Source organism: Streptomyces sp. NTD107, assembly GCF_059510435.1.
In genome coordinates this window covers 163520-187820 of record NZ_JCAJZV010000010.1, presented here as the reverse complement: position 1 = coordinate 187820, position 24301 = coordinate 163520, and the positions used below count along the sequence as shown (strand labels likewise).

The following is a 24301-nucleotide window of genomic DNA, read 5'->3' as shown; positions in this document are numbered from 1 at the left end:
CCTCCGGGAATGGTGCGGGCGGTTCGGTGCCTCACCCTACCGCCGCCGCCCCCGCCCCACGGGGCCACTTGCCGCACGGGGCGGGGGTCGGGAGGCGGTCCTTCGGTCAGGCGGTGATGAGGGTCAGGACCTCGTCGCGGATGCGGGTGACGGTGTCCTGGTCCTTGGCTTCCACGTTGAGCCGCAGCAGTGGCTCGGTGTTGGAGGGGCGGAGGTTGAACCACCAGTCGGGGGTGGTGACGGTCAGGCCGTCCAGGGTGTCGAGTTCGGTGTCGGGGCGGTTCTCGTAAGCGGCACGGACGGCGGCGGTGCGGCCGGCCTGGTCGGCGACCTCGGTGTTGATCTCGCCGGACGCGGGATAGCGGTCGTAGGCGGCGACCAGTTGCGACAGGGGGCCGTGCTGCCCGCCGAGGGCGGCCAGCACGTGCAGTGCGGCGAGCATCCCGGTGTCGGCGTTCCAGAAGTCGCGGAAGTAGTAGTGGGCGGAGTGTTCGCCGCCGAAGATGGCGCCGGTGCGGGCCATTTCGCCCTTGATGAACGAGTGGCCGACCCGGGTGCGTACGGGGGTGCCGCCGTTCTCCTTGACGACCTCGGCCACCGACCAGGAGGTGATGAGGTTGTGGATGACGGCGGAGCCGGGTGCCTTGGCGAGTTCGCGGGCCGCGACGAGGGCGGTGATGGCGGACGGGGGTACGGGCTCGCCGCGTTCGTCGACGACGAAGCAGCGGTCGGCGTCGCCGTCGAAGGCGAGGCCGACGTCGGCGCCGGTCTCCCGGACGCGGGCCTGGAGGTCCACGATGTTGGCCGGGTCGAGCGGGTTGGCCTCGTGGTTCGGGAAGGTGCCGTCGAGTTCGAAGTACATCGGGTCGACGTCGATGGGCAGTCCGGCGAAGACGGTGGGGGCGGTGTGGCCGCCCATGCCGTTGCCGGCGTCGATGACGACCTTGAGCGGGCGGATGGTGGTGAGGTCGACGAGGCCGCGCAGGTGGCCTGCGTAGTCCTCCAGCAGGTCGCGCCCGGTGATGGTGCCGGGGGTGGCGGTGGCGGCGGGGGCCCCGGTGTCCGCCCACCGCTCGACCAGGGCGCGGATCTCGGCGAGTCCGCTGTCCTGCCCGACCGGCTTGGCCCCGGCGCGGCACATCTTGATGCCGTTGTACCGGGCGGGGTTGTGGCTGGCGGTGAACATGGCGCCCGGCAGGTCGAGCGCGCCGCTCGCGTAGTACAGCTGGTCGGTCGAACACAGGCCGATCTCGGTCACGTTGGCGCCCCGGCCGGCGGCGCCGCGCGCGAAGGCGCGGGCCAGCCCCGGCGAGGAGGGCCGCATGTCGTGGCCGATGACGATGCCGTCGCTGTCGCCGAGGGCGATCTCGACGAAGGCGGCGCCGAAGAGTTCGGCGAGGTGCTCGTCCCACTGGTCGGGGACCACTCCGCGTACGTCGTACGCCTTGACGAGCTGTGACAGGTCCGGTGCGGGCACAGTCCACCCCTTGTCGGTTTGTCCGTGTGTGTGTTGGTGCGCCTACTGGTCGGGCGAGCGGAGAATCCGCAGATGGCCGCGACGGGCGACTTCCATGGCGCTCGTGGCGTCCCGGACCGGCTGACCGGCCGGTTCGGTGAGGTCCTCGGAGGACGGCGGTGGGGTACGGGCGGCCTCCCGTACGGCGTCGGCGAGCGCTTCGAGGTCGTCACCGCTGTGCCGGGGCGCGGAGGTGTCGATGGCGAGCCGGACCACTTCCCAGCCACGGGGCGCGGTCAGCCGCTCGGAGTGCTCGGCGCACAGGTCATAGCAGTGCGGCTCGGCATAGGTGGCGAGGGGACCGAGGACGGCCGTGGAGTCCGCGTAGACATACGTCAGCGTCGCCACGGCGGGACGGCCGCACGCGGTGCGCGAACAGCGACGTACGGGGCTCACGATGTTGGACCGTACCGCACTCCTGAGCGGGCCGCGACGACTCACCCCGGGGTCAGCCTGCCGTGTCGCTGGGGGGTGGCCGTTTTGCGACCGGATTCGTTCCAGGACGTACGGTTTGTGCCCGATGATGGACGGAAACGCTGGGGGAACCGGTATCGAACCGGTACAGCCGTCCATCGTCCTCTAAGGTCGGATGCGATGGACAATCGCAGCGTCCCCCCAGGTCCGCCAGGTCCCGCCGACCGCCGCCCGCGGCGCAGGGACCGGCACGGCCGCGGCATGCGCGGCCCGGTCGCACCGCCTCAGGTGCCGCTCGCTCTCACCCGCTCCGACACCTTCGACTCGCTGGTGCACGAGTCCGCCGACCGGCTGCGGCGACGGCTGCCGCAGCTGGGCGGGGTGGACTTCGGGGTGCGGGAGGTGCCGCCGCTGCCGCCGGGCGGGGACGAGGTCACGGTGCCGCTGGGCGGGGTGATCCGGTCGAAGACCCCGGGCGGCCGGGACCTCGTCGTGGTCTACCGCCGCCCGGTGGAGCTCCGCAGCCGCGACCGCGAGGAGCGGGCCCACCTCGTCCACGAGGTGGTCGTGGAGCAGGCCGCCGAACTCCTGGGCCTCTCCCCGGAGTCGGTGGACCCCAAATACGGCCAGGAATGACCGGCGGGCTCGCGTTCCGCCCCCGCCCTCGCCCCCGCCGTCAGTCGTCGGTGATCAGCGGCTCGTCCAGCGCGGACAGCACGACCACGACGACATAGGTGCGATGGATCATGTAGTCGGCCACCGGCCCGGGAGCCACCTGCTCCCTGTTCAGGCCGGCCTCTCCTCGGTCAGTTCGTCAGGACGGACAGGTCCTGTCCGGTCTGCGGCACCGACACCGTCGAGTGGTCGTCCGGGAGGGTCTGGATGGTGAAGGTGATCATGTCGTCCTGCTTCTTCGACAGCATGCGGGACGCGTACAGCGGGCCACCACCGACGCGTTCGACGGTGATGGCGTAGCGGCCCTTCGTGGCGTCCGGCAGTTCGGGGGCGATCACCAGCGTGGACCTGGCGTCCACCGTGTACGTCTCCGGCTCAAGGGCCTCGCCCCCGCCGCTGCCGCCCGACACCGTGATCCGTACCTCGGCCGGCTCCTCCGGCGCGACCAGCGAGAGCGTGGTGCCCTTGGCGGTGTTGCCCGCCACGCTCGCGCGCTGCTCTATGGGGGCGGTGGCCGGGATGAACGCCATCTCGCGCTCGTCGTCCTCGCCCTGCGTCACCCGCAGCCCGACGACCACCGGGCCGGTGCCGGAGCCGGAGGCGGGGGTGAGGATCAGCGACCCCGGCTCGCCCTGGGTGAGGTCCTCCAGGTCGATGGCGGTGAGGGTGCGCGAGCGCAGGCTGATCGACTCGTTGCCCGCCGGGGTGAAGGCGCCGGTGGGCCCGGACAGGCTCACGTTCAGCGCCACGTCCTCGTCACCCGGCGCGTAGGCGACCAGCCGGACGGTACGGGCGTCGGCCGGGATGCCGGGGAGCACCAGCGGCCCGGTGGTGGCGGAGACCGGGGCCAGCCAGTCGACGCCGAGCTGGGCGTCGGTGGCCTCGATCTGGGCGCCGATCCGGCCGGTGCGGGCGGTCACCTGGACGGCGAGGTCCGCGAGCGGCTCGTCGGTGAGCGTGGACAGCCGTACCAGTACCGAGGTGCCGCCGGGGACGCTGACGCCGTCGCCGCCCAGCCGGTTCTCCAGCCGGCCCTCGGGGCCGTACAGCTGGATGTCGACCGTGGTGGGGTTCGCGTCGGGGTTGGTGAGATGGACGTAGTCGTTGCGGGCGTCCGCCGTGCTGGCGCCGGCGAACCAGAACTCGCTGTCCGGGGCCTGGCAGGAGGTGCCCAGCAGCCCCTTGCCGTTGCCGGAGCGGACGCTGGTGGTCTGCTGCACGGTCCAGCCGGGGGCGAACCGCTGCTCGGCGGTGCCGGCCAGGGCGGGGGCGTCGGTGGTGTCGATGCTGATGGAAACGGGGACGCCCGGCTGCTCCAGGGGCACCAGCGGCTCGGGCTCCTCCTCCCCGTCGTCCGTCCCGAAGCCGGCCGTGTACTCGGGCGCGGGGAGGAGGTAGGCGTGGCCCGCGTCCTCGTCCCCGTCCCCGTCCGCCTCCTGGCCGTCGGTGGCCGGCGTGTACGCGGTGTACTCCGTGCTGGCCAGCTCGGCACCGGTGGGGCGGGGGCAGGTGAGGGCGGTGCGTTCCACCGGCATTTCGCGGGCCTGGCCGGCGGGCGCGGTGACCTCGGTGTCGTCGCCGAGGGTGGCCACGCCGGTGACCGCGACCAGCGCGGTGACGGTGGCCAGCAAGGAGATGGTCGTACGGTTCATCGCTGGCTGCTCCCGTCGCCGTAATCGGCGGGATAGTCGTACGGCGCCTGGTAGTTCTGCTGCTGTTGCTGCTGGTACGGGTCGTCCCAGCCGCCGTACTGCTGGTGCTGCTGGTGCTGTTGCTGGTCGTAGTAGCCGGACCAGTCCTGCTGCTGGTGCTGCTGGTCCTCGTAGTAGCCCTGCTGCTGCGGGACATGGCCGGACTCCGGCTCGGGGACCTGCTCCGGCTCGGGCTCGGGAACCGGCCTCGGTCCGTCCGCCGCCTCCGCCGCCTCCGCGGCTTCCGCGGCTTCCGCGGCCTCCGCCGCGGCCCGGCGGCGCGCCCCACGGCCCTGGGACGGCACGGCCGCCGCCTCGGCCGCAGCCGCCGCCGCTTCCTCGTCGGGCAGGTCGTCGTCCAGCTCCCGGCGCCGGCCCGGCAGCGCGAGCACCGCCACCACCAGCAGCAGGAACCCCTGGGTCCACACCCACAGGGTGTGCGTCATGGGGGTGTCGTAGAGGACGGCCAGCTTCCCGCCGCCCTCCGGCAGTTCGAAGCCCTGCGCCCAGCCGCCCACCGTCACCGGCGTCAGCGGCTTGCCGTCCAGCGTCGCGGTCCACGCCTCGTCGGCGGTCTCCGCCAGCCGCAGCACCCGCCCGGCCTCGCCCGCCGGCAGGTCGGTGTGCACCTCGACCGGGCCGGCCGGCAGCGCCGCCGGTGCCTCGCCCGAGCCCTCGGCGGGCAGCACCATCGCCCGCCCCACGGGGCTCTCCACCCGCCACAGCGCTCCGCCGTCCTCCTGGCTGAGCCGCTTCAGCCCCGGCGTGGTGTCCAGCACCCTGCGCAGTGCGGCGGGCGAGCCGTCCTGCACCAGCACATAGCGCACGGCGTACGCGGCAAGCGCCTCGGTCTGGTCGGCTCCGGAGCCGGCCACCAGATCGCCGACCGTGCGGGCCAGCCCGCTGTCCTCGCCCAGCTGCCGGGCGATGTCCGCGTCGCCGAGCCGGGCGCCCGAGCCACGTACCAGCGTGTAGTCGACGCGCTGGGTCAGCCCGTCCGCGCTGTCGCTCTCGCCCGCCAGCACCAGAGTGCGGGCGTGGTCGCGGGCCGAGGAGTCCTCGGCGACGAAGGCCGGCACCTGCACCGGGTTGCGGCGCTGGAGCGGCCCGTCGGCACCGCTGAGCGTCCAGCCGGCGGCGACCAGCAGCGGCCCGGCGAGGGCCGCGCCGGCCACCGCCACGGCGACCGGCTGCCGCCAGCCGAAGCTCTGCGCCGCCACCCGGCCCCGGGCCCCGTCCGCGCCGAGCACGGCGGCGGACAGCAGGGCGAGACCGTACAGCAGAGTCGCGGGGCCGGCCCAGGCCGTGCCGTTGAGCCAGACGGCGAACAGCAGCGCCAGCAGCGCGCTCGTCCACGCCGTGCCGATGGCGAGCCGCCGGTCCTGGCGGAGCAGCGCGCCGAGGGCGGCGAGCAGCAGGCCGATCAGCATCCAGCTGCCGGGGGTACCGGGGCCGCCGGGGTTGATGTTGAGGAGCTGGGTGGCGGTGGCGGTGGCGGTGTCGAAGCGCAACCCGGCCTCGTACCGGAACTCGTCGGGGCTCAGCAGCACCGAGAAGGACCAGGGGGCGAGCAACAGCACGGGGGTGAGCAGGATCGCCGCGAAGCGCACCGCCTTGGCCACCCGCAGGGCGCCCGCCAGGCGCAGCGGCAGCAGCAGCGAGACGACGGCGAGCAGCACGGCGAGCGGCCACACCACGGGGGTGAAGGCGGTGGTGACGGTGAGGAGGAGGGCGGCGGCCCAGGCGGCGCGCCACGGTCCCTTGCTGCCGGGCCTGGTGTGTCCGGCGGCGGCCACCGCGCAGCGGGCCAGCGGCGGGAGGGCGACGGCGAGGACGGCGGTGCCGATGCGGCCGGCGGCCAGCGCGCCGGTGACGGCGGGCAGGAAGGCGTAGGCGATGGCGGCCCAGGCGCGCAGCAGGCGCGAGGTGACCAGGGGCTTGGAGGTGAGGTACGCGCTGACCCCGGCCAGCGGTACGGAGCACACCAGCAGGGCGGTCATGGCGAGGCCGGGGTTGCCCAGGAGGGCGCTGGAGAGCAGGGCGAGGGCGCCGAGGTAGGGGGGCGCGGTCTCGGTGCCGCCGGTGCCGATGGGCTGCCAGCTCTGCCAGACGCGTTCCCACAGGGTCGCGGCGTCGGCGGGGGCGGGCAGCAGGGCGCCGCCGGCCAGGGCGCCGCCGCCGATGAGGTCGCGGGCGGCGAGGGCGGAGACGGCGAACAGGGCGGCGAACAGGACGAGGCCGGGTTTGCGGGCGAGCCGCTTGAGCCGGGCGAACTGTTCGACCTGGAGGGATTCGCCGTCGTCGTCGGTGGGTCCGGATTCGACGGCGCCGCCGTGCCGGCCGCCGCCCGAGGTGGCGGCGGCGGCTTCGGAGCGGGCGGAGATGCTGCCGACGATCTGTTCCACGGTGGCGCGTACGGTGGCGCCGGCGGGTGGGAACAGTGGTCTCAGTTCGCCGGGTTCGGTGGCTTTGGGGCGGCGTTTGCGGGCGGCGAGGATCCGTTCGGGGCGCAGCAGGGTGGCGAGCAGTCCGGCGGCCTCGTCGAGGGCGCGGCCGGGGAGTTTGCCGACGAGGTAGCCCAGGACGCGCAGCAGGGTGCCGAGGACGAGCCGGAACAGTACCCAGGGCAGGGCGCGGGCGCGGACGCCGGTGAGCAGGGTGTAGGCGGCGGCGGCCTTGTCGACGCGGTGCGGGTTGGCGGCGGTGCGGCCGGCGCAGTCGATGGTGCGGCGTTCGCGGGCGGCGGCCTCGGCGTGCCGCAGGACGGCGCCGGGGGCGACGAGGACGGTGTGGCCGGCGGCGTTGGCGCGCCAGCACAGGTCGACGTCGTCGCGCATGAGGGGCAGCCGGCGGTCGAAGCCGCCGAGTTCTTCGTAGACGTCGCGGCGGATGAGCATGCCGGCGGTGGAGACGGACAGCGCGGCGCGGACCTGGTCGTGCTGGCCCTGGTCCTGTTCGCGGCGGTCCAGGCCGGTCCAGCGGCGTCCGCTGTTGGCGATGGTGACGCCGGCTTCGAGGAGTTGGCGGCGGTCGTACCAGCCGCGGAGTTTGGCGCCGATGACGGTGGCGGAGGGGCTGGCGTCGGCCTGCCGCAGGAGTTCGGCGAGGGCGTCGGGTTCGGGGGCCGAGTCGTCGTGCAGCAGCCACAGCCAGTGGATGGGTTCGCCGTGCGGGAATTCGGGCAGGTCGTAGACGTCGTTGTTCCAGGTCCTGGTGACCGGGTCCCACGCTTCGGGGCGCTTGAGATAGGGGAGGTCGTCGGGGGTGAGCACCGGTGCGCTGCGGGCGGCTTCGGCGACGGCGGTGCCGAAGCCGGTGCGGCGGGCGAGGTGGAGCACCCGGTCGGCGCCGAAGGATTCGGTGACGAGGGTGGCGGAGCTGTCGGCGCTGCCGGTGTCGGCGGCGATGACGTCCTGGACGGGGCGGTCCTGGCCCAGCAGTCCGGTGAGGACCTCCGGGAGCCAGCGTTCGCCGTCGTGCGTGACGAGCACGGCGGTGACCACATGCTGCGGGAAGGCTGGGGCGGAGGCGGCGGACTGGGTGGCTTGCTGCGGGTGCGCCGGCTGCTGGCTGTGCACGGACATCGAGGTGCGGACCCCGGTTCGCTCGGTGGGCTGGGGGACGCGCGCGCCCTGGGGCAGCGGCGAGTGCGTCGGGGACAGCGCACCACACTAGCGGCTGGGGCCGACGGCGCTCCGCGTACCGGACAACTGCCCGTGGTCCACCGGGTCGGTCACCGGGTGGTGAAGTGGGGGGTGGCCGCGGCTATACGGCGGCTTTCTTCAGGCGGCGGCGCTCGCGCTCGGACAGGCCGCCCCAGATGCCGAAGCGTTCGTCGTTGGCGAGCGCGTACTCCAGGCATTCGGAGCGCACCTCGCAGGCCAGGCATACTTTTTTGGCTTCGCGGGTGGAACCGCCCTTCTCGGGGAAGAACGACTCCGGGTCGGTCTGGGCGCACAGCGCGCGCTCCTGCCAGCCCATCTCTTCGTCCGCTTCGTTGACCAGCAGTTGGTGGAACAGCTCGGTCATGTGCGCGCCCCTCGTCGTCCTCTTTGCTTCCCCGTGATGCCGTCGCTCGCTCGCTCTTGCCCGGCGAACGACACGAGTGAAATTACAGGCGCGTCACTCCCGGGCCGTCAAGCCACGATCTGCCATTCACCCGATGATTCACCCTCTGGCACCACAGCCATGCGGAAAGTGTTCAAATCGCCACAAACTATGCTCACGCAACTACGCAACCCTTTGCACGAGCCTTTATCCGATCTTCATTTCGGATGAAAGGCGGGCACTGATGGGATACAGCCCCTGACCGCGTATTACATGACCGATGCCTCGTACTGACCGCTTCGCACCGTGCATAAACCTTTCTGCGGACAGCGGGCCCGGATGTGGTGAAAGAATGCGCCAAGGAGTGGCGCCGAGTTGACAACCCGGTCGCCCTTCCGAATCAATCTCACCTCACACCTCTCTTCTCACCACCGGAAGCGCTGAGACCACCTCACTCATGAACAACGACAACGAGATCGCCGGAGATCCCTTCTCCGTGCCGCATCTTCTGCGCCCCGTCGCCGAGCACCCATCCACCGTCGCGCAGTTCGCCGGGATGGCCACCGCTCTCGCGGGTGATCGTGAGTGTTGGGCTCCCCTGGTGCGGTACGACGGGACCACCCGCTGGTACCACCGGCTGCGCACCGGCCCCGGCTACGAGGTGTGGCTGCTGAGCTGGGTGCCGGGACAGGGCAGCGGACTCCACGACCACGGCCCGTCCAGCGGCGTCCACACGGTCCTGGAAGGCACCCTCACCGAACGCGCCCCCGCGCGCGGCCCGCGCCGGCTGACCCCGGGCCGGCTGCACGTCTTCGCGCCCGGCTTCGTCCACGAGATGGTCAACGACTCCCTCGAAGGAGCCGTCAGCCTGCACGTGTACTTCCCCGGCCTGACCGAGATGCCCATGCACGCCCAACAGGCCCGGACGCAGCCGCAGGTGGCCTGCTGACAGACTGACCACATGCGACGCATCGTGGTTCTGTCCGGCGGCATCGGCGGCGCCCGCTTTCTGCGCGGCCTCAGATCGGCGGCGCCGGACGCGGACATCACCGTCATCGGCAACACCGGTGACGACATCCATCTGTTCGGCCTCAAGGTCTGCCCCGACCTCGACACCGTGATGTACACCCTCGGTGGCGGAATCCACGAGGAGCAGGGCTGGGGCCGGGCGGCGGAGACCTACGCCGTCAAGGAGGAACTCGCGGCGTACGGGGTCGGACCCGAGTGGTTCGGCCTCGGCGACCGCGACTTCGCCACCCACATCGTGCGGACCCAGATGCTGGCCGCCGGCTATCCGCTCAGCGCCGTCACCGAGGCGCTGTGCCGGCGCTGGCAGCCGGGCGTCACGCTGCTGCCGATGACCGACGACCGGGTCGAGACCCACGTCCTGACGGACGACGGGGACGGCACCCGCAAGGCCATCCACTTCCAGGAGTACTGGGTACGGCTGCGGGCCGAGGTCCCCGCGCACGCCGTCGTCCCGGTCGGCGCCGAGCAGTCCACACCGGCCCCCGGCGTACTGGAGGCGATCGGCGCCGCCGACGCCATCATCTTCCCGCCGTCCAACCCGGTCGTCTCGGTCGGCACCATCCTCGCCGTGCCCGGCATCCGGGAGGCCATCGCGGAGGCCGGCGTGCCGGTGGTGGGCCTGTCCCCCATCATCGGCGACGCACCGGTGCGCGGCATGGCCGACAAGGTGCTGGCCGCCGTCGGCGTCGAGGCCACGGCGGCGGCCGTCGCCCAGCACTACGGCTCGGGGCTGCTGGACGGCTGGCTGGTCGACACGGCCGACGCGCACGCGGTGCGGGCGGTGGAGGCCGACGGCATCCGGTGCCGCGCCGTACCGCTGCTGATGACGGACGCCGACGCCACGAAGGCGATGGCGGCGGAAGCGCTGACCCTGGCGGAGGAGTTGAGGACGGCATGAGCATTCAACTCTGGGCACTGCCCGGCATCCCCGAGATCACCCCGGGCGACAACCTGACCGAACTGATCGCGGCGGCGGCCGGCCGCGCGAGCACCCCCGGCCTGGCGGACGGCGACATCCTGATCGTCACCTCGAAGATCGTCAGCAAGGCGGAGGGGCAGATCCTCCAGGCGGACGACCGGGAGGCGGCGATCGACGCCGAGACCGTACGGGTGATCGCCCGGCGCGGCCCGGCGCGGATCGTGGAGTCCCGGCACGGCTTCGTGATGGCGGCGGCCGGCGTGGACGCCTCCAACACCCCCAAGGGCACCGTGCTGCTGCTCCCCGAGGACCCGGACGCCTCGGCGGAGCGGCTGCGGCGCGGGCTGCGGGAGCTGCTGTCGGTGGACGTCGGGGTGATCATCACCGACACCTTCGGGCGGCCGTGGCGCGAGGGGCTGACCGATGTGGCGATCGGCGCCTCGGGGGTGGAGGTCCTGGACGACCTGCGCGGCGGGGTGGACACCCACGGCAACCCGCTGGGCAAGACGATCACCGCGTTCGCCGACGAACTCGCGGGCGCCGGGGACCTGGTGAAGGGCAAGGTCTCGGGACTGCCGGTGGCGGTGGTACGGGGCCTGGCGCACCGCACCGACCCGGACTCGCCGGAGAACGCCCGGGCGCTGATCAGGGACGCCTCGCTGGACATGTTCCGGCTCGGCACCTCGGAGGCGATCCGCGAGGCGGTGACCCACCGTCGCACGGTACGGGAGTTCACGGCCGAGCCCGTCGATCCGGAGTCGGTCCACCGCGCGGTGGCGGCGGCGATCACCGCCCCGGCCCCGCACCACTCGACGCCGTGGCGCTTCGTCCTGCTGGAGTCGGTGGAAAGCCGCGCGGCGCTGCTGGACGCCATGCGCGAGGCGTGGATCGCGGACCTGCGGGCGGACGGCAAGACGGAGGAGTCGATCACCAAACGGGTCCGGCGCGGCGATGTCCTGCGCAACGCGCCTTATCTGGTGATCCCCTGCCTGACCACCAAGGACTGGGCCCACGCCTACCCCGACCCCCGGCGGGCGGGCGCGGAAGCCGAGATGTTCACGGTCTCGATGGGCGCGGCCGTCCAGAACCTCCTGGTCACCCTGGCGGCGGAGGGCCTGGGCTCGGCGTGGATCTCCTCGACGATGTTCTGCCGCGACACCACCCGTGAGGCCCTGGACCTCCCGGCGGACTGGCTCCCGATGGGCGCGGTGGCGGTAGGCCATCCCGCCACCCCGGCCAAGCCCCGCCCCCCGAGGGACGCGACGGACTTCATCGTCACCCGGTGAGAGTGAGGTCCGCCGTCAGCCATTGCCTGGCGGCGGATCGCGCCGTTTACTCGCAGAGAAGACGCTGTAATCCGCTGAGGGATGGATCGGGATGCTGCTGAGCTTCAGAGTGGGAAACCACCGCTCGCTCTGGGAGGAGCAGCAGCTGAACCTCACCCCGGTGTACGAGACGGACCGCCCCGAGGGCACGACCTGGGAGGCCGTCCCGGTGGCGGCGATCTTCGGGGCGAACGCGGCGGGCAAGTCGAACGTGGTGGACGCGCTCCGGTTCATGCGGCACATGGTGGTCGCCTCCCACCGGGAGGCAGAGCCGGGCGGCGGCATCGAGCGGACGCCGTTCGCGCTGGATGCGGAGGGTGCCGAGTCCGCGTCCTGGTATGTGGTGGACCTGCTGCTGGAAGGCGTCCGGCACACGTACGGATTCAGCATCGACAGCGAGCGGGTGCTGGACGAATGGTTGTACAGCTACCCGCACGGCCGGAAGCGGAAGATCTTCCAGCGCGACCGGTCGGGCATCAGCTTCGGCGATTCGGTCCCGGAGAAGGAACTCCAGCTGGTCGGCAGCATCACCGAGCCCAACACCCTGTTCATGTCCGTGGCTGCCCGCTCCCGTCAGGGATCGGTATTGCCTGTGTACCAGTGGTTTTCGGCCACGATGAGTATCAGGAATCACCAGCTGTCGTGGGCGACCTCACCAACGGCCGGCTTTCTCTCGGATACCGAACGGTCCAGGGCTGTCGTATCCCTCCTGCGCGCAGCGGACCTCGGCATCGAGGATGCTGGTACTCAGAAGCTCTCGGCTGCTGCCGTGGCGCCGGGCAGCCGAGGAAGAGATGTCCTCAGGTGGATGCACAACGAAGACGGACCCCAGCTGGAAGAGGTGTGGATCGCGCAGCGGGGCCGGAGCGGCACCACGCGGCTGAGCCTGCGTGAGCAGTCGGAGGGCACCCGGATGCTGCTGGCCTACTCCGGTCCAGTCCTGATGGCGCTGGACAGCGGTGGCCTCCTCGTTATCGACGAGGTGGACTCAAGCCTCCATCCCAAGCTGACGGCCCATCTCATCAAGCTCTTCCAGGAGCCGCAGAGCAACCCGCGCGGCGCTCAGCTCATCCTCACCACGCACGACGTCAGCCTGCTGGGCCGCAGCGGTGGGGAGGAGATCCTCAAGCGGGATCAGGTCTGGTTCGTCGGGAAGAACGAGTACGGGGAGACCGCCCTCTTCCCCCTGTCCGATTTCAAGCCGCGCCAGGACGAGAACCGCGAGCGGCGCTACCTCGGTGGCAGCTATGGCGCGGTGCCGTTCCTCAGCGATGAGCGGTTCGAGGCGGCGGTGGCCGCCAGGGGGAGGGCGGATGGCGAGGAAACCGGGCGGTAGCTCGGCGCGGGGGCCCCGGTTCGAGTCGGACCTGCGCAGGTCGGGGCGTGGGCGTCAGCCCAGGGAACGGGTCCTGGTGTTCCGCGACTCCGACGTGACCGAGCGGGACTGTCTCAAGGCCCTGGTGGACCATGTCGCGCTGAGCGGGCGGCTCAGTCGCACAGGGAGTCGTGGTCCGGGGCGTCGGGCTGTGGGGGCCGGGGTTTCTTGCGGGGGAGGGGTTGGTCTTCTTTCAGGGTGTGGAAGAGGGTTGCCGCCTTCTCCTCGTTCCACAGGACCGTGGAGCCCAGGTCGGGGTGGGGGTGGTCGCGGTCGGACACCGGGACGGCGGCGTAGCTGATCTTCGTGGTGGTGAGGCGGGTCAGGATCTCGGCCAGCTGGAGCAGCTGTTCGGCGCCGAAGGCCCGGTCCGCGCGGACCGAGGACAGCAGGGCCTCGGCGGTCGCCGGGATGCGGGCGGGGGTGGCCAGGGCCTTGGTGGCCAGGGCGGTCAGGAGGCGTTGCTGGCGTTGCATGCGGCCGAAGTCGGCCGTCGGGTCGACGTAGCGGGCGCGGGCGTACTGGAGGGCCTCGCCGCCGTTGAGGGTGGAGGTGCCGGCGGGGAGGTCCAGGCCGGATTTCTCGTCCTTCAGGGGCCGGGGGGTGCAGACCTCGACGCCGCCGACGGCGTCGACCGCGCGCATGAAGCTGACGAAATTCACTTCGAGGTAGTGGTCGATGCGCAGGCGGGTGAGGCGTTCGACGGTGCTCACCATCAGTTCGGGGCCGCCGTGGGAGAGGGCGGCGTTGAGTTTGGCGGGCTGCGGCGGCTGGCCGGGGAGGGTGGTGAGGGTGTCGCGGGGGAGGCTGACGATGGCGGCGCGGTCGCCTGCGGCGGAGAGGTGGATCAGCATGATGCTGTCCGCGCAGTTGCAGCCGTCGCCGCCCAGGTGGTAGGTGCGGCGTTCGTCCTCGGTCAGGCCGTCGCGGGTGTCGGTGCCGATGACCAGGAGGTTCAGCCCGGGGTCGCCGTCCGGGGGGCGGTCCTGGTCGCGGAGGCCGGCGAAGGGGTCGACGCGTTCGACGCCGTTCTCCACCTTGCTGACCATGGCGTGACCGACCCCGCTGGTGGCCAGCAGCAGGGCGGCCAGGGTGGCGGCGATCCGGAACCTCACAGACATGGCAGCCAAAGGTATTTACAGATGATCTACATACTGGGGCGGCGCGCTGGCGTGTCCCCCGTTCGCGGTAACGTGAGCCGGGTGACCAGCACCCCGCCCCCCGCCGTGTCCGTCATCATGCCGGTGCTCAACGAGGAACGGCATCTGCGCAACTCCGTCCAGCACATCCTGGCCCAGGACTACGCCGGCGAGCTTGAGGTCGTCATCGCGCTCGGGCCCTCCAGCGACGACACCGATCGGATCGCCGCCGAGCTGACCCGCGAGGATGCCCGGGTGCGCACCGTGAGCAATCCGACCGGGCGGACACCCGCCGGGCTCAACGCCGCGATCAGCGCCTCCCGGCATCCGGTCGTCGTACGGGTCGACGGACACGGGATGCTCTCCCCCGACTACATCGCCACCGCCGTCCGCCTCCTGGAGGAGACCGGCGCCGCCAACGTCGGCGGCATCATGCACGCCGAGGGCGAGAACAACTGGGAGCGGGCCGTCGCCTGCGCCATGACCTCGAAGATCGGCGTCGGCAACGCCGTCTTCCACACCGGCGGAGCGGCCGGCGAGGCCGAGACCGTCTACCTCGGCGTCTTCCGCCGCGAGGTGCTCGCCGCCCAGGGCGGCTACAACGAGGAGTTCATCCGCGCCCAGGACTGGGAGCTCAACTTCCGCATCCGGCAGGCCGGCGGGCTGATCTGGTTCTCCCCCGAGCTGCTGGTCTCCTACCGGCCCCGGCCCACCGTACGGGCGCTCGCCAAGCAGTATCTGCACTACGGGCGCTGGCGGCACGTGGTGGCCCGCTACCACGCCGGGTCCATCAACCCGCGCTATCTCGCCCCGCCCACCGCGCTCGCCGCCATCGCGGCCGGGCTCGTCGTCGGCGCCGTGCTCACCCCCTGGGGCCTCATCGTCCCGGCCGGTTATCTGGCGGCCATCACCCTGGGCTCGCTGCCGGCCGGCAAGGGCACCTCAGCCGGGGTACGGGTACGGATCCCGGTCGCGCTGGCCACCATGCACATGTCGTGGGGCTGGGGCTTCCTCACCAGCCCGCGCAAGCTGGCCCGCCGGGTACGGGCCAGCAGCGTCGAGCGGCAGGCAAGCACTCACCAGATGTGAACCGGGTTGACCGGCATGCAGGCGTCCTCGTCCTTGCCGGTCACCGCCTCGTTCTCCCGCAGGATGTCCTCGGGGGCGTCGTCCTCCGGTACGGGGGGCTTCCCTTCGGAGTCCGCTTCCCCTCCCCCCTCCACTTCCCCTTCCTCCTCCGGTTGTGGGGTCTCGTACCGCGTTCCCGCCGGCCAGTCCGCCCCGATCGTCAGGACCGGCACCGTCGTGCCCGGCGTCTCGCGCAGCGCGCTCGCCGGCAGGCCGAGCGCCTCCGCCACCGATCGCGCGTCCGCCAGCTGCTGCGGATCGCCGGCCGGGTAACCGAGGGTGGTCACCTCCTGGCTGACCCAGGTGGCGTCCGCGTACGCCTGGGTGAAGCCCGCCCCGTTCAGCGCCCCCGCGATCTCCGAGGCCCGCCCGCCGGCCGGGTCGATCGCCGCCGAGCCGGTGCCTCCCCCAGCCTCCGGCCGGGAGGTGCCCCCGCGCACCGCCACCACGATCTCCTCGGCCGGCGCCGGGTCCTGGCCCTCGGCCGCCGCCCGTTCCGCCTCGGCCGCCGCCTCCGCCTCCTGCGCCGCCCGCAGACCCTCCGGGTCATCCAGCGCCACATCGTTGCGGATCGCGGCGAAGATCCGCTCCGCGCGCTCGGTGTCCGGGATGACATGGGCGTCGGGCCGCCGCGGATCGGGCAGCCACGGCATGGTGACCATCGTCATCGCGTCGCTCGGCACCTCCCGGACGTCCTCCCCCAGGTCGTACAGCTTGCTGACGCTGCCGAGCCCCGGGTCCACGGTCAGCACGTCGGTGGCCGCCTCGGCCAGCTCCATCAGCTGCACCGGGTCGGTCAGCTTCGTACCCCGCTGCAACTCGGCCGCCATGGCCGTGAAGTACATCTGCTGCGCCTTGGTGCGGCCGATGTCGCTGCCGTCCAGGAAACCGTGCCGGGTACGCAGCCACTGGAGCGCCTGCTCCCCGGTGACCTCGGTCGTGCCGGCCTCAAGGCGCAGGCCCGAGTCCTTGTCGTACACGTTGTCCGACACACACACCGGTACGCCGCCCACCGCGTCCGCCAGGGACACCGCCCCGGCGAACTCGACCATCATGAAGTGGTCGATCGGGATGCCGGTCAGCTCCTCCCAGGCGGCCACCGTGCAGCCGGGGCCGCCGTGCTGGATGGAGGTGTTGATGGTCCGCTCCGTCTCCGGATAGACCGTGCCGCTCTTCGGGTCGGTGCACTCGGGGATGATGACCCGGGTGTCGCGCGGGATGCTGAGGGCCGAGATGTGGCTGCGGTCGGCGGACACATGGATGAGCATCTGGGTGTCGGCCAGGCCGGGCCGACCGGCGTTCTCGGGGGAGCCGCCCAGCCGCAGGTTGTCCTCCGAGCCGCGGCTGTCGGAGCCCAGCAGCAGGATGTTGATGGGGGTCTGGCCCTCGGCGTTGGGGGTGGCCCTGGGCAGCGGGGGCTTGCTGCCCAGGTTCAGCTCCTCCTTGGTGAGGTTGCTGTTGAGGTGCCGGATGTAGAGGTAGCCGGCGCCCGCGGTGCCCAGGATGGCGACGGCCAGGCCGCCGGCCGTCCAGCGCAGCACGCGCGCCCAGCGGCGGCGCGGCGGGCGGGAGGGCCCGGGTATCTCCCCGGGTTCCTCCCCCTGCTCCGCGTTCTCCGCAGCCGGTCCGCCGCCGTCCTCTTCCGATGGTTGGGCTGAATCCGTTTTAGGAGGCACAGATGCTCTTGTCGTCAGCGGTGATGGTTTCGACGTCGGCCGGCTTCTCGGCCTTGACCTCGATCGGGATGCCCACGCCGCGGAAGTCGTCGCCGAGGGTGAGGACCATCGGGGTGCTCCCGGCGTCCGCCGTGCCCTCCTTGAGCGCCTTCTTCGGCAGGCCCATCAGCTCGGCGAGGGTCGCGGCCTGGCCGGCCTGGTCCGGGCCGTACTCCAGGGTGGTGGTCTCCTGCGAGTCGGCGTTGGAGGCGTTGGTGGACAGCAGGACACCGTGGGTGTTCTGGAGCCAGTTGACGGTGTCCTGGGCGGCGCCGATGACGTTGCCGCCGTTGTAGACGTCGACCCGGACCTCGGCGGCCGGGGCGGGCTCGACCTTGGTGTCCTCGGTGTCGCCGTTCTTCCCGTCGTCGCCGTCCCCGGCGTCGGTCAGCGACAGGTCTTCCTGGAGCATCCGGAACAGCGGCAGCGCCTTGTTCTCGTTCAGGACGACCGTGGCCTTGGCGTCCTCCGGCTCGTCCGGGTTGTCCAGCACCGGGAGGGTCACGAAGGAGATGTCCTTGACCGGGACCTTGCCCAGCTCCTGCGCGATGTCGTTCAGCTTGTCGATGCTGCCGATGCCGGTGTCCACGGTCAGCGCCTTGGTGGCGGTGTCGGCCAGGCCCCACAGTTTGGTGGGCTCCTTGAGAGTGCCCACCATCTCGCGGGCGAGCGAGCCCAGGAACTGCTGCTGGAGCTTGATCCGGCTCAGGTCGCTGCTCTGGCCCACGCCGTACCGGGTACGGACGAAGGCGAGCGCGTCCTCGCCCTGGAGGCGGTGGGTGCCGGCCTCCATGTGGAAGTGGGACTTGTTGTCGCTGATGTCCTTGGCGAGGCAGACCTCGACGCCGCCGACCGCCGTGGACAGATCCTTCACGGCGTTGAAGTCGGCCATCATGAAGTGGTTGATCTCGACGCCGGTGATCTGCTCCACCGTGCGCCACACACAGCCCGGGTCGCGGCCGTCCACGCCGAGGCTGTAGTTGAAGCGGGTGTTCGCGGTGCCGGGGATGGTCACCGTCTCGCCGTCCCGCTTGACCTCGCAGTCCGGGATGTCGGTGATCAGGTCCCGGGGGATGCTCAGCCCGGTGGCGTGGGTGCGGTCCTTGGAGAAGTGCAGAAGTATGACGGTGTCGGCGCGGCCCTCGTCCCCCGAGTTGCCGTAGTCCTCATTGCCGGCCCCGGTGCGCTTGTCGGTGCCGATGAACAGGACGTTGACCGGCTCGTCCTTCTGGAACGGGTTGTTCGCGCCCGGCACCTCGACCTTGTCGATGTTGTTGTTGAGGCGGTTGTACGCGTAGAGGGCGGTGGCGCAGCCGACGACCAGCAGCAGGGCCAGCCCGCCGCCTATCCACATCAGGGCTTTCTTGCCCTTGCCCTTCTTCTTCGCCTGCGCCTTGCGGCGATCCGCGCGGCTGCCGGCCTCGGCGGCCGTGGCGGCGGCTTCTCTGCGGCGGCCACCGCCGCCGGCGCCTCCGCGCTGGGCGGGTACGGCCCGCTCCCCCGTGCCCGTACCCGCGCCCGCGCCCGTACCCGCGGCGCCGGCACCCGTGGCCGTACCGCTGCCCGTACCCCGGCTCGTGCCCTCGCGCGGAGAAGACGGGGCGCGACGCTGGTGTGGCGGAGCGTTACGCGGGGTAGGAGTGTCGCCGGGAGCCGGGGAGCGCGCCCCGGAGCGCGGTCTTCCCGCCCGCCCGGTGGTGTCACCGGGCAGCTTGAGTTCGTAATTACCGGTGTCCGGGTTCAACACCCACTGGTCTGCGGGATCGATGTCGCCCGCTCCCCCACGTCCCTGCGCGTCCACGTAACCGTGCGCCCTCCGTGTGCCGACTGAGAAGTCAGACGGCACACACTAGCCGCCCGGTTCCGGGGGCGGACACGGCGGTGACGTATTCCACCCGGGGCAGCAGGCGCTCTTATTCAGATACTTCCCGATTTCGGCGCCTTCATCGGCGGCCAGGACGCGTAGATCAAGCCGTGCTGAAGGGCATAACCGGTGCCGGCCACCACCAGGACGACGGCCGCCACCGTGACCGCGAGCCGGCGCGCCCAGCGGGCGGCGGACGAGTGGGGACCGGGGGCGGCGGCGGTGGAGCTTTCCTCGTACGGCCGGTGGCGCGTGGCCTGTCGGGGCAACCTCATGCTGCCGATCCTGCGGGCCCGCCGCCCGGGCGGCCACCGTCAGGCGGCGAAGTGGGTGACGCCCTCGCTCGTCCGGCGGGCGGTCAGCGCGGCCTCGTCGAGGCGGCCGGGGCCGTCCGTCGCGTTGGGGCACAGGACGATCGACGCCCCGGCGGCGAGCGGCGCGAAGAGCCCGGCGGACAGGCCGGCCCAGGTGTCGTACCCGAGCAGCGACAACTGCCGGTCGCCCGGGCCCAGGCCCCGCTCGGTGGCGTCGGCGCGGGCCCGGTCGAGCAGCGTGGCGCCGCTGAACTCCGCCCCGCCGACCACCAGGGCGAGGTCGCCGGGTTCCGGCGGATCGTAGGCGGTGAAGGCGTCGCCCTGCCCGGGGACGGCGACCGCGTAGTCGGTGAAGCCGGCCGGCGGTTGCTGGGGGAACCGCGCACCCAGGGGGCGCAGGCTCAGCGCGATGCGCTCCCCAGGACAGGCGCGCGCCGTCTCCAGGTGGTCGGGGCCGGTGACCACGACCTCGGCGTCCGCCGGGTCGCCGCCGATCTCCACGACCACGCCGGTGGCGGCGCAGGCGAGCAGCCAGACGACGCTCTGCCAGTGGGCGGGCAGCAGCAGGGCGAGCCGGGTGCCGCGTTCGGCGCCGAGTTCGTCCTGGAGGAGATTGCCGGTCTTCGCCACCCAATTGGCGAGGGTGGCGGCGGAGAGTTCCACCCGCTCCCCGGTGGTGTCGTCGTAGTACGTCACCAGGGGGCGGCCGGGGTCGGCGGCCAGAGCGGAACGCAGCAGGTCGGCGGGGGTGTGTTCGGAAGAGTTCATCACCGCCACAGTACGCCGGGCGGGTTGTGGCCCGGCGGGGCCGGGGCGGGGCGCGGCGCGGCTTCTTGCTTACGGAGCGTCAGATTACAAATGGCAGTTTTCAACCACTATGTCCATGATCATTGTCATGCGTGCATTCATTGCTTCCACCATCGGTGTCACCTGCGCTGCCGCACTCGCCGTCCCGCTCGTCCTGCCGCTGGGCACCGGGGGGGCCATCGCCGCGCCCCTCCCCCGTACGGCCGCCGTCCCGGCGGACGACGACGGCACCGGGGTTCAGTCGCTGCCGCTCGAACCGCTCGCCCCCGTCGCCCGGTCGGCCGACGCCGCAGGCGGCGGGGGCGCGGAGCTGGGGCTGCCGGCCCGGGAGACCGAACCGTTCTCGCTCCTCGGGGTCGTCTGGAGCGACGCGCCGGCGGAACTGCACGGGCAGGTCGAGGTACGGACCCGGGCCCTGGAGACCGGCGACTGGTCCGGGTGGCAGCGGCTGGACACCCACACCGAGCACGCCCCCGACCCCGGCACGGCGGAGGCGGCCGGCGGCGAACTGCGCGGCGGCACCGCGCCGCTGTGGGTGGGCGCCTCGGACGGCGTCCAGGTACGGGTGTGGCCGGAGGCCGGGCGGGCGGCGGTGACGGGGCTGCCCGAGGGGCTGAGCCTGGAGCTCATCGACCCGGACACCGGGCCCGCGTTCGAGGCGGCGCGGATCGGCGGCAGCTCGCCGGCCGCCACGGAGGGCGCCACCGACCCCACCGGCACCGGCATCGGCATCGGCACCCAGGCCGCCCCCGCCACGTACCCCGGCCCGCGCCCCGCCATCACCACCCGGGCCGGCTGGGGCGCCGACGAGAGCCTGCGCGAAAGCGCTTTCGCCTACACCGACACGGTGAAGACGGTCTTCGTGCACCACACCGCCGGCTCCAACAGCTACTCCTGCGGCGAGGCGCCGTCCATCATCCGGGGCATCTACCGCTACCACGTGGTGTCCCAGGGCTGGCGCGACGTGGGCTACAACTTCTTCGTCGACAAGTGCGGCACCATCTACGAGGGCCGGGCCGGCGGCGTGGACAAGCCGGTACAGGGCGCGCACACCGCCGGCTTCAACCACAACAGCATGGGCGTCGCCCTGCTCGGCACCTACAGCGGCACCGCCCCGGCCAAGGAGGCCGTGGACGCGATCTCCCAGCTGACGGCCTGGAAGCTCGGCCTGTACAACCTGAACCCCAAGAGCGCCCGCAACCGCACCTCCATGGGCGGCGGACTGTACGCGAAGGGCGTCACGGTGAAGATGGACAACGTCTCCGGGCACCGCGACGGCTTCGCCACCGAGTGCCCGGGCGAGAAGCTGTACGCCCAGCTGCCCGCCGTCCGCACGGCCGCGGCCAGGCTCCAGGGCCGCTGACCCGCCGGGGCGGCCCGGCAGCCCGGTGGCCCGGCTGCCCCGCACCCGCGGCCCGGCACCGGCGGCCCGGCACCGGCTAGCCTGGCCCGGTCATGACCGAACGCCCCCTCGAACAGCACTGGACCCCGCCCGGGTCCCAGCCGTACGACCTGCGCCGCAGCCTGACCGTGCTGCGGCGCGGGCCGTACGACCCGGCGTTCCGCGCCGACCCGGACGGCTCGCTGTGGCGGGCCACCCGCACCCCGGACGGGCCGGCCACCCTGCGGCTGCGACAGGAGCCGGCGGCCGGCACCGTACGCGCCACCGGCTGGGGCCCGGGCGCCGGCTGGGCACTGGAGCGGCTGCCCGCCCTGCTCGGCGCCGAGGACGATCCGTCCCGCTTCACCCCCCGGCACCGGGTGGTCGCCGAATCCTGGCGCCGCAACCAGGGCCTGCGGCTGATCCGCACCGGCCAGGTGATGGAGGCGCTGGTGCCGTGCGTCCTGGAGCAGCGGGTGACCACCGAGGACGCGCACCGCTCGTGGCGGCTGCTGGTGCGCCGGTTCGGGGAGCCGGCGCCGGGCGGCGCGCCGGAGCTGTACGTACCGCCGGGCCCGTACGCGCTCACCCGGGTGCCGTCGTGGGAGTGGCACCGGGCCGGGGTGGACGGCAAACGGTCGGCGGCGATCGTCCGGGCGGCGCGGGTGGCGCGCCGGATGGAGGAGGCGGCGGCGATGGACCTGCCGGCCGCCGTCGCGCGGTTGTGCGCGGTGCCCGGCATCGGGCCGTGGACGGCGGCCGAGACGCTTCAGCGCAGCAACGGCGCCCCGGACGCGGTGACGGTCGGGGATCTGCATCTGCCCGGGATGATCGGCTACGCGCTCACCGGTGAACGGGGCGCGGACGACGCGCGGATGCTGGAGCTGCTGGAGCCCTACGCCGGGCAGCGGCACCGGGCGGCCCGGCTGATCCTGCTGTCGGGGATCGCTCCGCCCCGGCGCGCGCCGCGCCAGCGGCACGCGCGGATCGCCCGGCTCTGAGGCGGGTGCGGGTGGGGGGGTGGCAAACGTCACCGGCCCCGCTACGTACCCCGCGACTCCTTGATGGCGCGCCGCCTGGCCAGCCGGTGGCTGCGGCGGATCCGCGCCTCCTGGTGCCGGCGGCGGTCCTCGTCGTTCTCCGGCAGGATCGGGGGCACCGGACGCGGCTTGCCGTTGTCGTCGACGGCGGCGAAGACGAGGTAGGCGGTGCCGACCCGGGTGGCGGGGGTGGACTCGTTCCAGCGCTCGGCCATCACCTTGACGCCGATCTCCATGGAGGACCGCCCGGTCCAGTTGCACTGGGCGTGTACATGCACCAAGTCGCCGACTTTGACCGGCTCCAGAAAGACCATCTCATCCATGGAGGCGGTGACGGCGGGCCCCCCGGAGTGCCGCCCCGCGACGGCCCCGGCCGCGTCGTCGACGAGCTTCATGATGACCCCGCCGTGCACCGTACCCATCAGGTTGGTGTCGTTCTGGGTCATGATGTGCGACAGCGTGGTACGCGAGGCCGCGGTGGGCTTGCCGGGAAGATCGTTCTCCGGGTGGGAAATGACGGAGTCTGTCATAAGACCAGCGTAAGACGGCAGATCCTTGTGCATCAGCTCTGCCACAAGTGACCGGGGCCACTCCCCAGCCGGTACCGGCTCGGGGGAGACTGCTGTGTTATGAACGACTGGCCCCAGGGATGGACGGACGACGAGCAGCCGGGTGGCGACCGCTACGGGAGAGGCAGCGGCGGCGGCGCCGGACCCGAAGGGGCCCGGGTGATGCCGCATGTGCGCCGCCCGGGGGCGGCCGGTGCGCCCCAGGGGCCGCCGCAGCCCCGAGGCGGCGGGCACGACGCGTACGACGGCGGGTACAACGAGGGCCAGGTCTACCGGGGCAGCGGCCACGGCCCGGCGGGGCCGCGGCGGCCGGGGCCGCCGCCGCCCGGGCAGGGCGGGCCGGCCCGGCCCAAGCGGTGGGGGCGGCGGATAGGTTATTCGGTGCTCGCGCTGGTGCTGGCGCTGGTGGTGATCGCGACCGGCACGTACTTCTGGGCGAACGGCAAGCTGAACCGCGAGGTGGATCTGGCCTCGGTGGAGGACCGGCCGGACAGCGGCAAGGGCACCAACTATCTGATCGTCGGCTCGGACAGCCGGGAGGGGCTGAGCGAGGAGCAGAAGCACGATCTGTCCACCGGCTCGGTCGAGGGCAAGCGCACCGACACCATGATCCTGCTGCACCGTGGCGCCAACGGCGACACGATGATCAGCCTGCCGCGCGACTCGTGGGTGACGATCCCCGAGTTCACCGGCTCGGTCTCCGGCAACCGCATCCCGGCCCAGCAGCAGAAGCTGAACGCCGCCTTCGCCATCGAGGGCCCCGAGCTGCTGGTGCGGACGGTGGAGTACAACACCGGGGTGCACATCGACCACTACGTGGAAATCGGCTTCGGCGGCTTCGCCAATGTGGTGGACGCGCTGGGCGGGGTCGAGATGTGCTTCGACAAGCCCATCAAGGACAAGAACAGCGGCGCCGACTTCGAGGCCGGCTGCCAGACGCTGAACGGCGCCGAATCCCTCGCGTTCAACCGGCAGCGCTACCAGGAGGCCGAGGGCGACCTGGGCCGTACCAAGAACCAGCAGAAGTTCCTGGGCGCGCTGGCCAGCCAGACGGGCTCGCCGGCCACCGTGCTGAACCCGTTCAAGCTCTACCCGACCCTGAGCGCCACCACGGACGCGCTGATCGTCGACAAGGACATGAGCCTGTGGGGCCTGGGCCAGATGTTCCTGGCGATGCGCGGCGCCGAGCAGATGAACATCCCGGTCGCGAACCCCGGCTACGCCACCGACAAGGGCTCGGCGGTGCTGTGGGACATGGAGCAGACCAACGCCCTGATGAGCCAGATCATCAACGACGAGAAGGTCACCGTCGGCGTGACGAAGTGACGGCCGGGCCGTCCCGCGGCGGGTGGA

General features: G+C 72.3%; 20 protein-coding genes. 9 read left to right on the top strand and 11 right to left on the bottom strand.

What is annotated here, in order from left to right; genetic code table 11:
• Positions 1-106 precede the first annotated feature (106 nt).
• Both AC5WRL_RS20765 and AC5WRL_RS20760 read right to left on the bottom strand, forming a co-directional pair.
• Positions 107-1477 (bottom strand): phosphomannomutase/phosphoglucomutase, encoded by a 1371-nt coding sequence (locus tag AC5WRL_RS20765; RefSeq protein WP_496090125.1) that lies wholly within the window; start codon positions 1475-1477, stop codon positions 107-109.
• A 42-nt stretch (positions 1478-1519) separates the two neighbouring features.
• The gene (locus AC5WRL_RS20760; RefSeq protein WP_496090124.1) at positions 1520-1957 is read right to left on the bottom strand and encodes a DUF3499 domain-containing protein; all 438 of its coding nucleotides are present in this window, start codon (positions 1955-1957) and stop codon (positions 1520-1522) included.
• 153 nt (positions 1958-2110) lie between these two features.
• On the opposite strand from AC5WRL_RS20760, the gene AC5WRL_RS20755 reads away from it, so the two are divergent.
• A complete protein-coding gene (locus AC5WRL_RS20755; RefSeq protein ID WP_496090123.1) occupies positions 2111-2566 on the top strand; it encodes a metallopeptidase family protein in 456 nt (151 codons plus the stop codon).
• Positions 2567-2736: 170 nt separating this feature from the next.
• On the opposite strand, the gene AC5WRL_RS20750 is transcribed toward AC5WRL_RS20755, so the two are convergent.
• The 3 genes from AC5WRL_RS20750 to AC5WRL_RS20740 form a co-directional block, all read right to left on the bottom strand.
• On the bottom strand, positions 2737-4257 hold the full coding sequence (locus AC5WRL_RS20750) for a DUF5719 family protein (protein ID WP_496090122.1): 1521 nt from the start codon (positions 4255-4257) through the stop codon (positions 2737-2739).
• Positions 4254-7880, bottom strand: coding sequence for a glycosyltransferase (locus AC5WRL_RS20745; RefSeq protein ID WP_496090121.1), 3627 nt, complete (start codon positions 7878-7880; stop codon positions 4254-4256). Before AC5WRL_RS20745 ends, AC5WRL_RS20750 begins: the two co-directional genes overlap by 4 nt.
• Positions 7881-8061: 181 nt before the next feature.
• Positions 8062-8325, bottom strand: coding sequence for a WhiB family transcriptional regulator (locus AC5WRL_RS20740; protein WP_019435379.1), 264 nt, complete (start codon positions 8323-8325; stop codon positions 8062-8064).
• 475 nt (positions 8326-8800) lie between these two features.
• On the opposite strand from AC5WRL_RS20740, the gene AC5WRL_RS20735 reads away from it, so the two are divergent.
• The 4 genes from AC5WRL_RS20735 to AC5WRL_RS20720 all read left to right on the top strand — a co-directional run bounded on the left by AC5WRL_RS20735 (position 8801) and on the right by AC5WRL_RS20720 (position 12952).
• A complete protein-coding gene (locus AC5WRL_RS20735; protein WP_496090120.1) occupies positions 8801-9292 on the top strand; it encodes a cysteine dioxygenase in 492 nt (163 codons plus the stop codon).
• A gap of 12 nt (positions 9293-9304) precedes the next feature.
• Positions 9305-10270, top strand: a complete 966-nt coding sequence (cofD, locus tag AC5WRL_RS20730; protein ID WP_496090119.1) for a 2-phospho-L-lactate transferase — start codon at positions 9305-9307, stop codon at positions 10268-10270.
• Positions 10267-11577: a coenzyme F420-0:L-glutamate ligase gene (locus AC5WRL_RS20725; RefSeq protein WP_496090118.1), complete on the top strand. Its 1311-nt coding sequence runs from the start codon at positions 10267-10269 to the stop codon at positions 11575-11577. Before cofD ends, AC5WRL_RS20725 begins: the two co-directional genes overlap by 4 nt.
• 91 nt (positions 11578-11668) lie before the next feature.
• Positions 11669-12952, top strand: coding sequence for an AAA family ATPase (locus tag AC5WRL_RS20720; RefSeq protein WP_496090117.1), 1284 nt, complete (start codon positions 11669-11671; stop codon positions 12950-12952).
• 152 nt (positions 12953-13104) lie between these two features.
• Here the strand turns inward: AC5WRL_RS20720 and AC5WRL_RS20715 are convergent, their stop codons facing one another.
• Entirely contained in the window at positions 13105-14112 is a 1008-nt protein-coding gene (locus tag AC5WRL_RS20715) for an LCP family protein (RefSeq protein ID WP_496090116.1), read from the bottom strand.
• A gap of 81 nt (positions 14113-14193) precedes the next feature.
• Between AC5WRL_RS20715 and AC5WRL_RS20710 the strand changes: the two genes are divergently transcribed.
• Entirely contained in the window at positions 14194-15219 is a 1026-nt protein-coding gene (locus tag AC5WRL_RS20710) for a glycosyltransferase family 2 protein (protein ID WP_496090115.1), read from the top strand.
• On the opposite strand, the gene AC5WRL_RS20705 is transcribed toward AC5WRL_RS20710, so the two are convergent.
• The 4 genes from AC5WRL_RS20705 to AC5WRL_RS20690 all read right to left on the bottom strand — a co-directional run bounded on the left by AC5WRL_RS20705 (position 15207) and on the right by AC5WRL_RS20690 (position 19919).
• A complete protein-coding gene (locus tag AC5WRL_RS20705; protein ID WP_496090114.1) occupies positions 15207-16799 on the bottom strand; it encodes an LCP family protein in 1593 nt (530 codons plus the stop codon). The genes AC5WRL_RS20710 and AC5WRL_RS20705 overlap by 13 nt on opposite strands.
• A gap of 124 nt (positions 16800-16923) precedes the next feature.
• Positions 16924-18774: an LCP family protein gene (locus AC5WRL_RS20700; RefSeq protein WP_496090113.1), complete on the bottom strand. Its 1851-nt coding sequence runs from the start codon at positions 18772-18774 to the stop codon at positions 16924-16926.
• A 116-nt stretch (positions 18775-18890) separates the two neighbouring features.
• A complete protein-coding gene (locus AC5WRL_RS20695) occupies positions 18891-19112 on the bottom strand; it encodes a hypothetical protein (RefSeq protein WP_496090112.1) in 222 nt (73 codons plus the stop codon).
• Between the two features lie 39 nt (positions 19113-19151).
• Positions 19152-19919: a TIGR03089 family protein gene (locus tag AC5WRL_RS20690; protein ID WP_496090111.1), complete on the bottom strand. Its 768-nt coding sequence runs from the start codon at positions 19917-19919 to the stop codon at positions 19152-19154.
• Between the two features lie 127 nt (positions 19920-20046).
• Between AC5WRL_RS20690 and AC5WRL_RS20685 the strand changes: the two genes are divergently transcribed.
• Positions 20047-21321, top strand: coding sequence for a peptidoglycan recognition protein family protein (locus AC5WRL_RS20685; protein WP_496090110.1), 1275 nt, complete (start codon positions 20047-20049; stop codon positions 21319-21321).
• A gap of 92 nt (positions 21322-21413) precedes the next feature.
• Positions 21414-22340, top strand: coding sequence for a DNA-3-methyladenine glycosylase family protein (locus AC5WRL_RS20680; protein ID WP_496090109.1), 927 nt, complete (start codon positions 21414-21416; stop codon positions 22338-22340).
• 41 nt (positions 22341-22381) lie between these two features.
• Here AC5WRL_RS20680 and AC5WRL_RS20675 read toward each other — a convergent pair whose 3' ends face one another.
• Positions 22382-22909, bottom strand: a complete 528-nt coding sequence (locus AC5WRL_RS20675; RefSeq protein ID WP_496090108.1) for an acyl-CoA thioesterase — start codon at positions 22907-22909, stop codon at positions 22382-22384.
• A 99-nt stretch (positions 22910-23008) separates the two neighbouring features.
• Between AC5WRL_RS20675 and AC5WRL_RS20670 the strand changes: the two genes are divergently transcribed.
• On the top strand, positions 23009-24274 hold the full coding sequence (locus tag AC5WRL_RS20670) for an LCP family protein (protein WP_496090107.1): 1266 nt from the start codon (positions 23009-23011) through the stop codon (positions 24272-24274).
• The last annotated feature ends 27 nt before the right edge of the window (positions 24275-24301 follow it).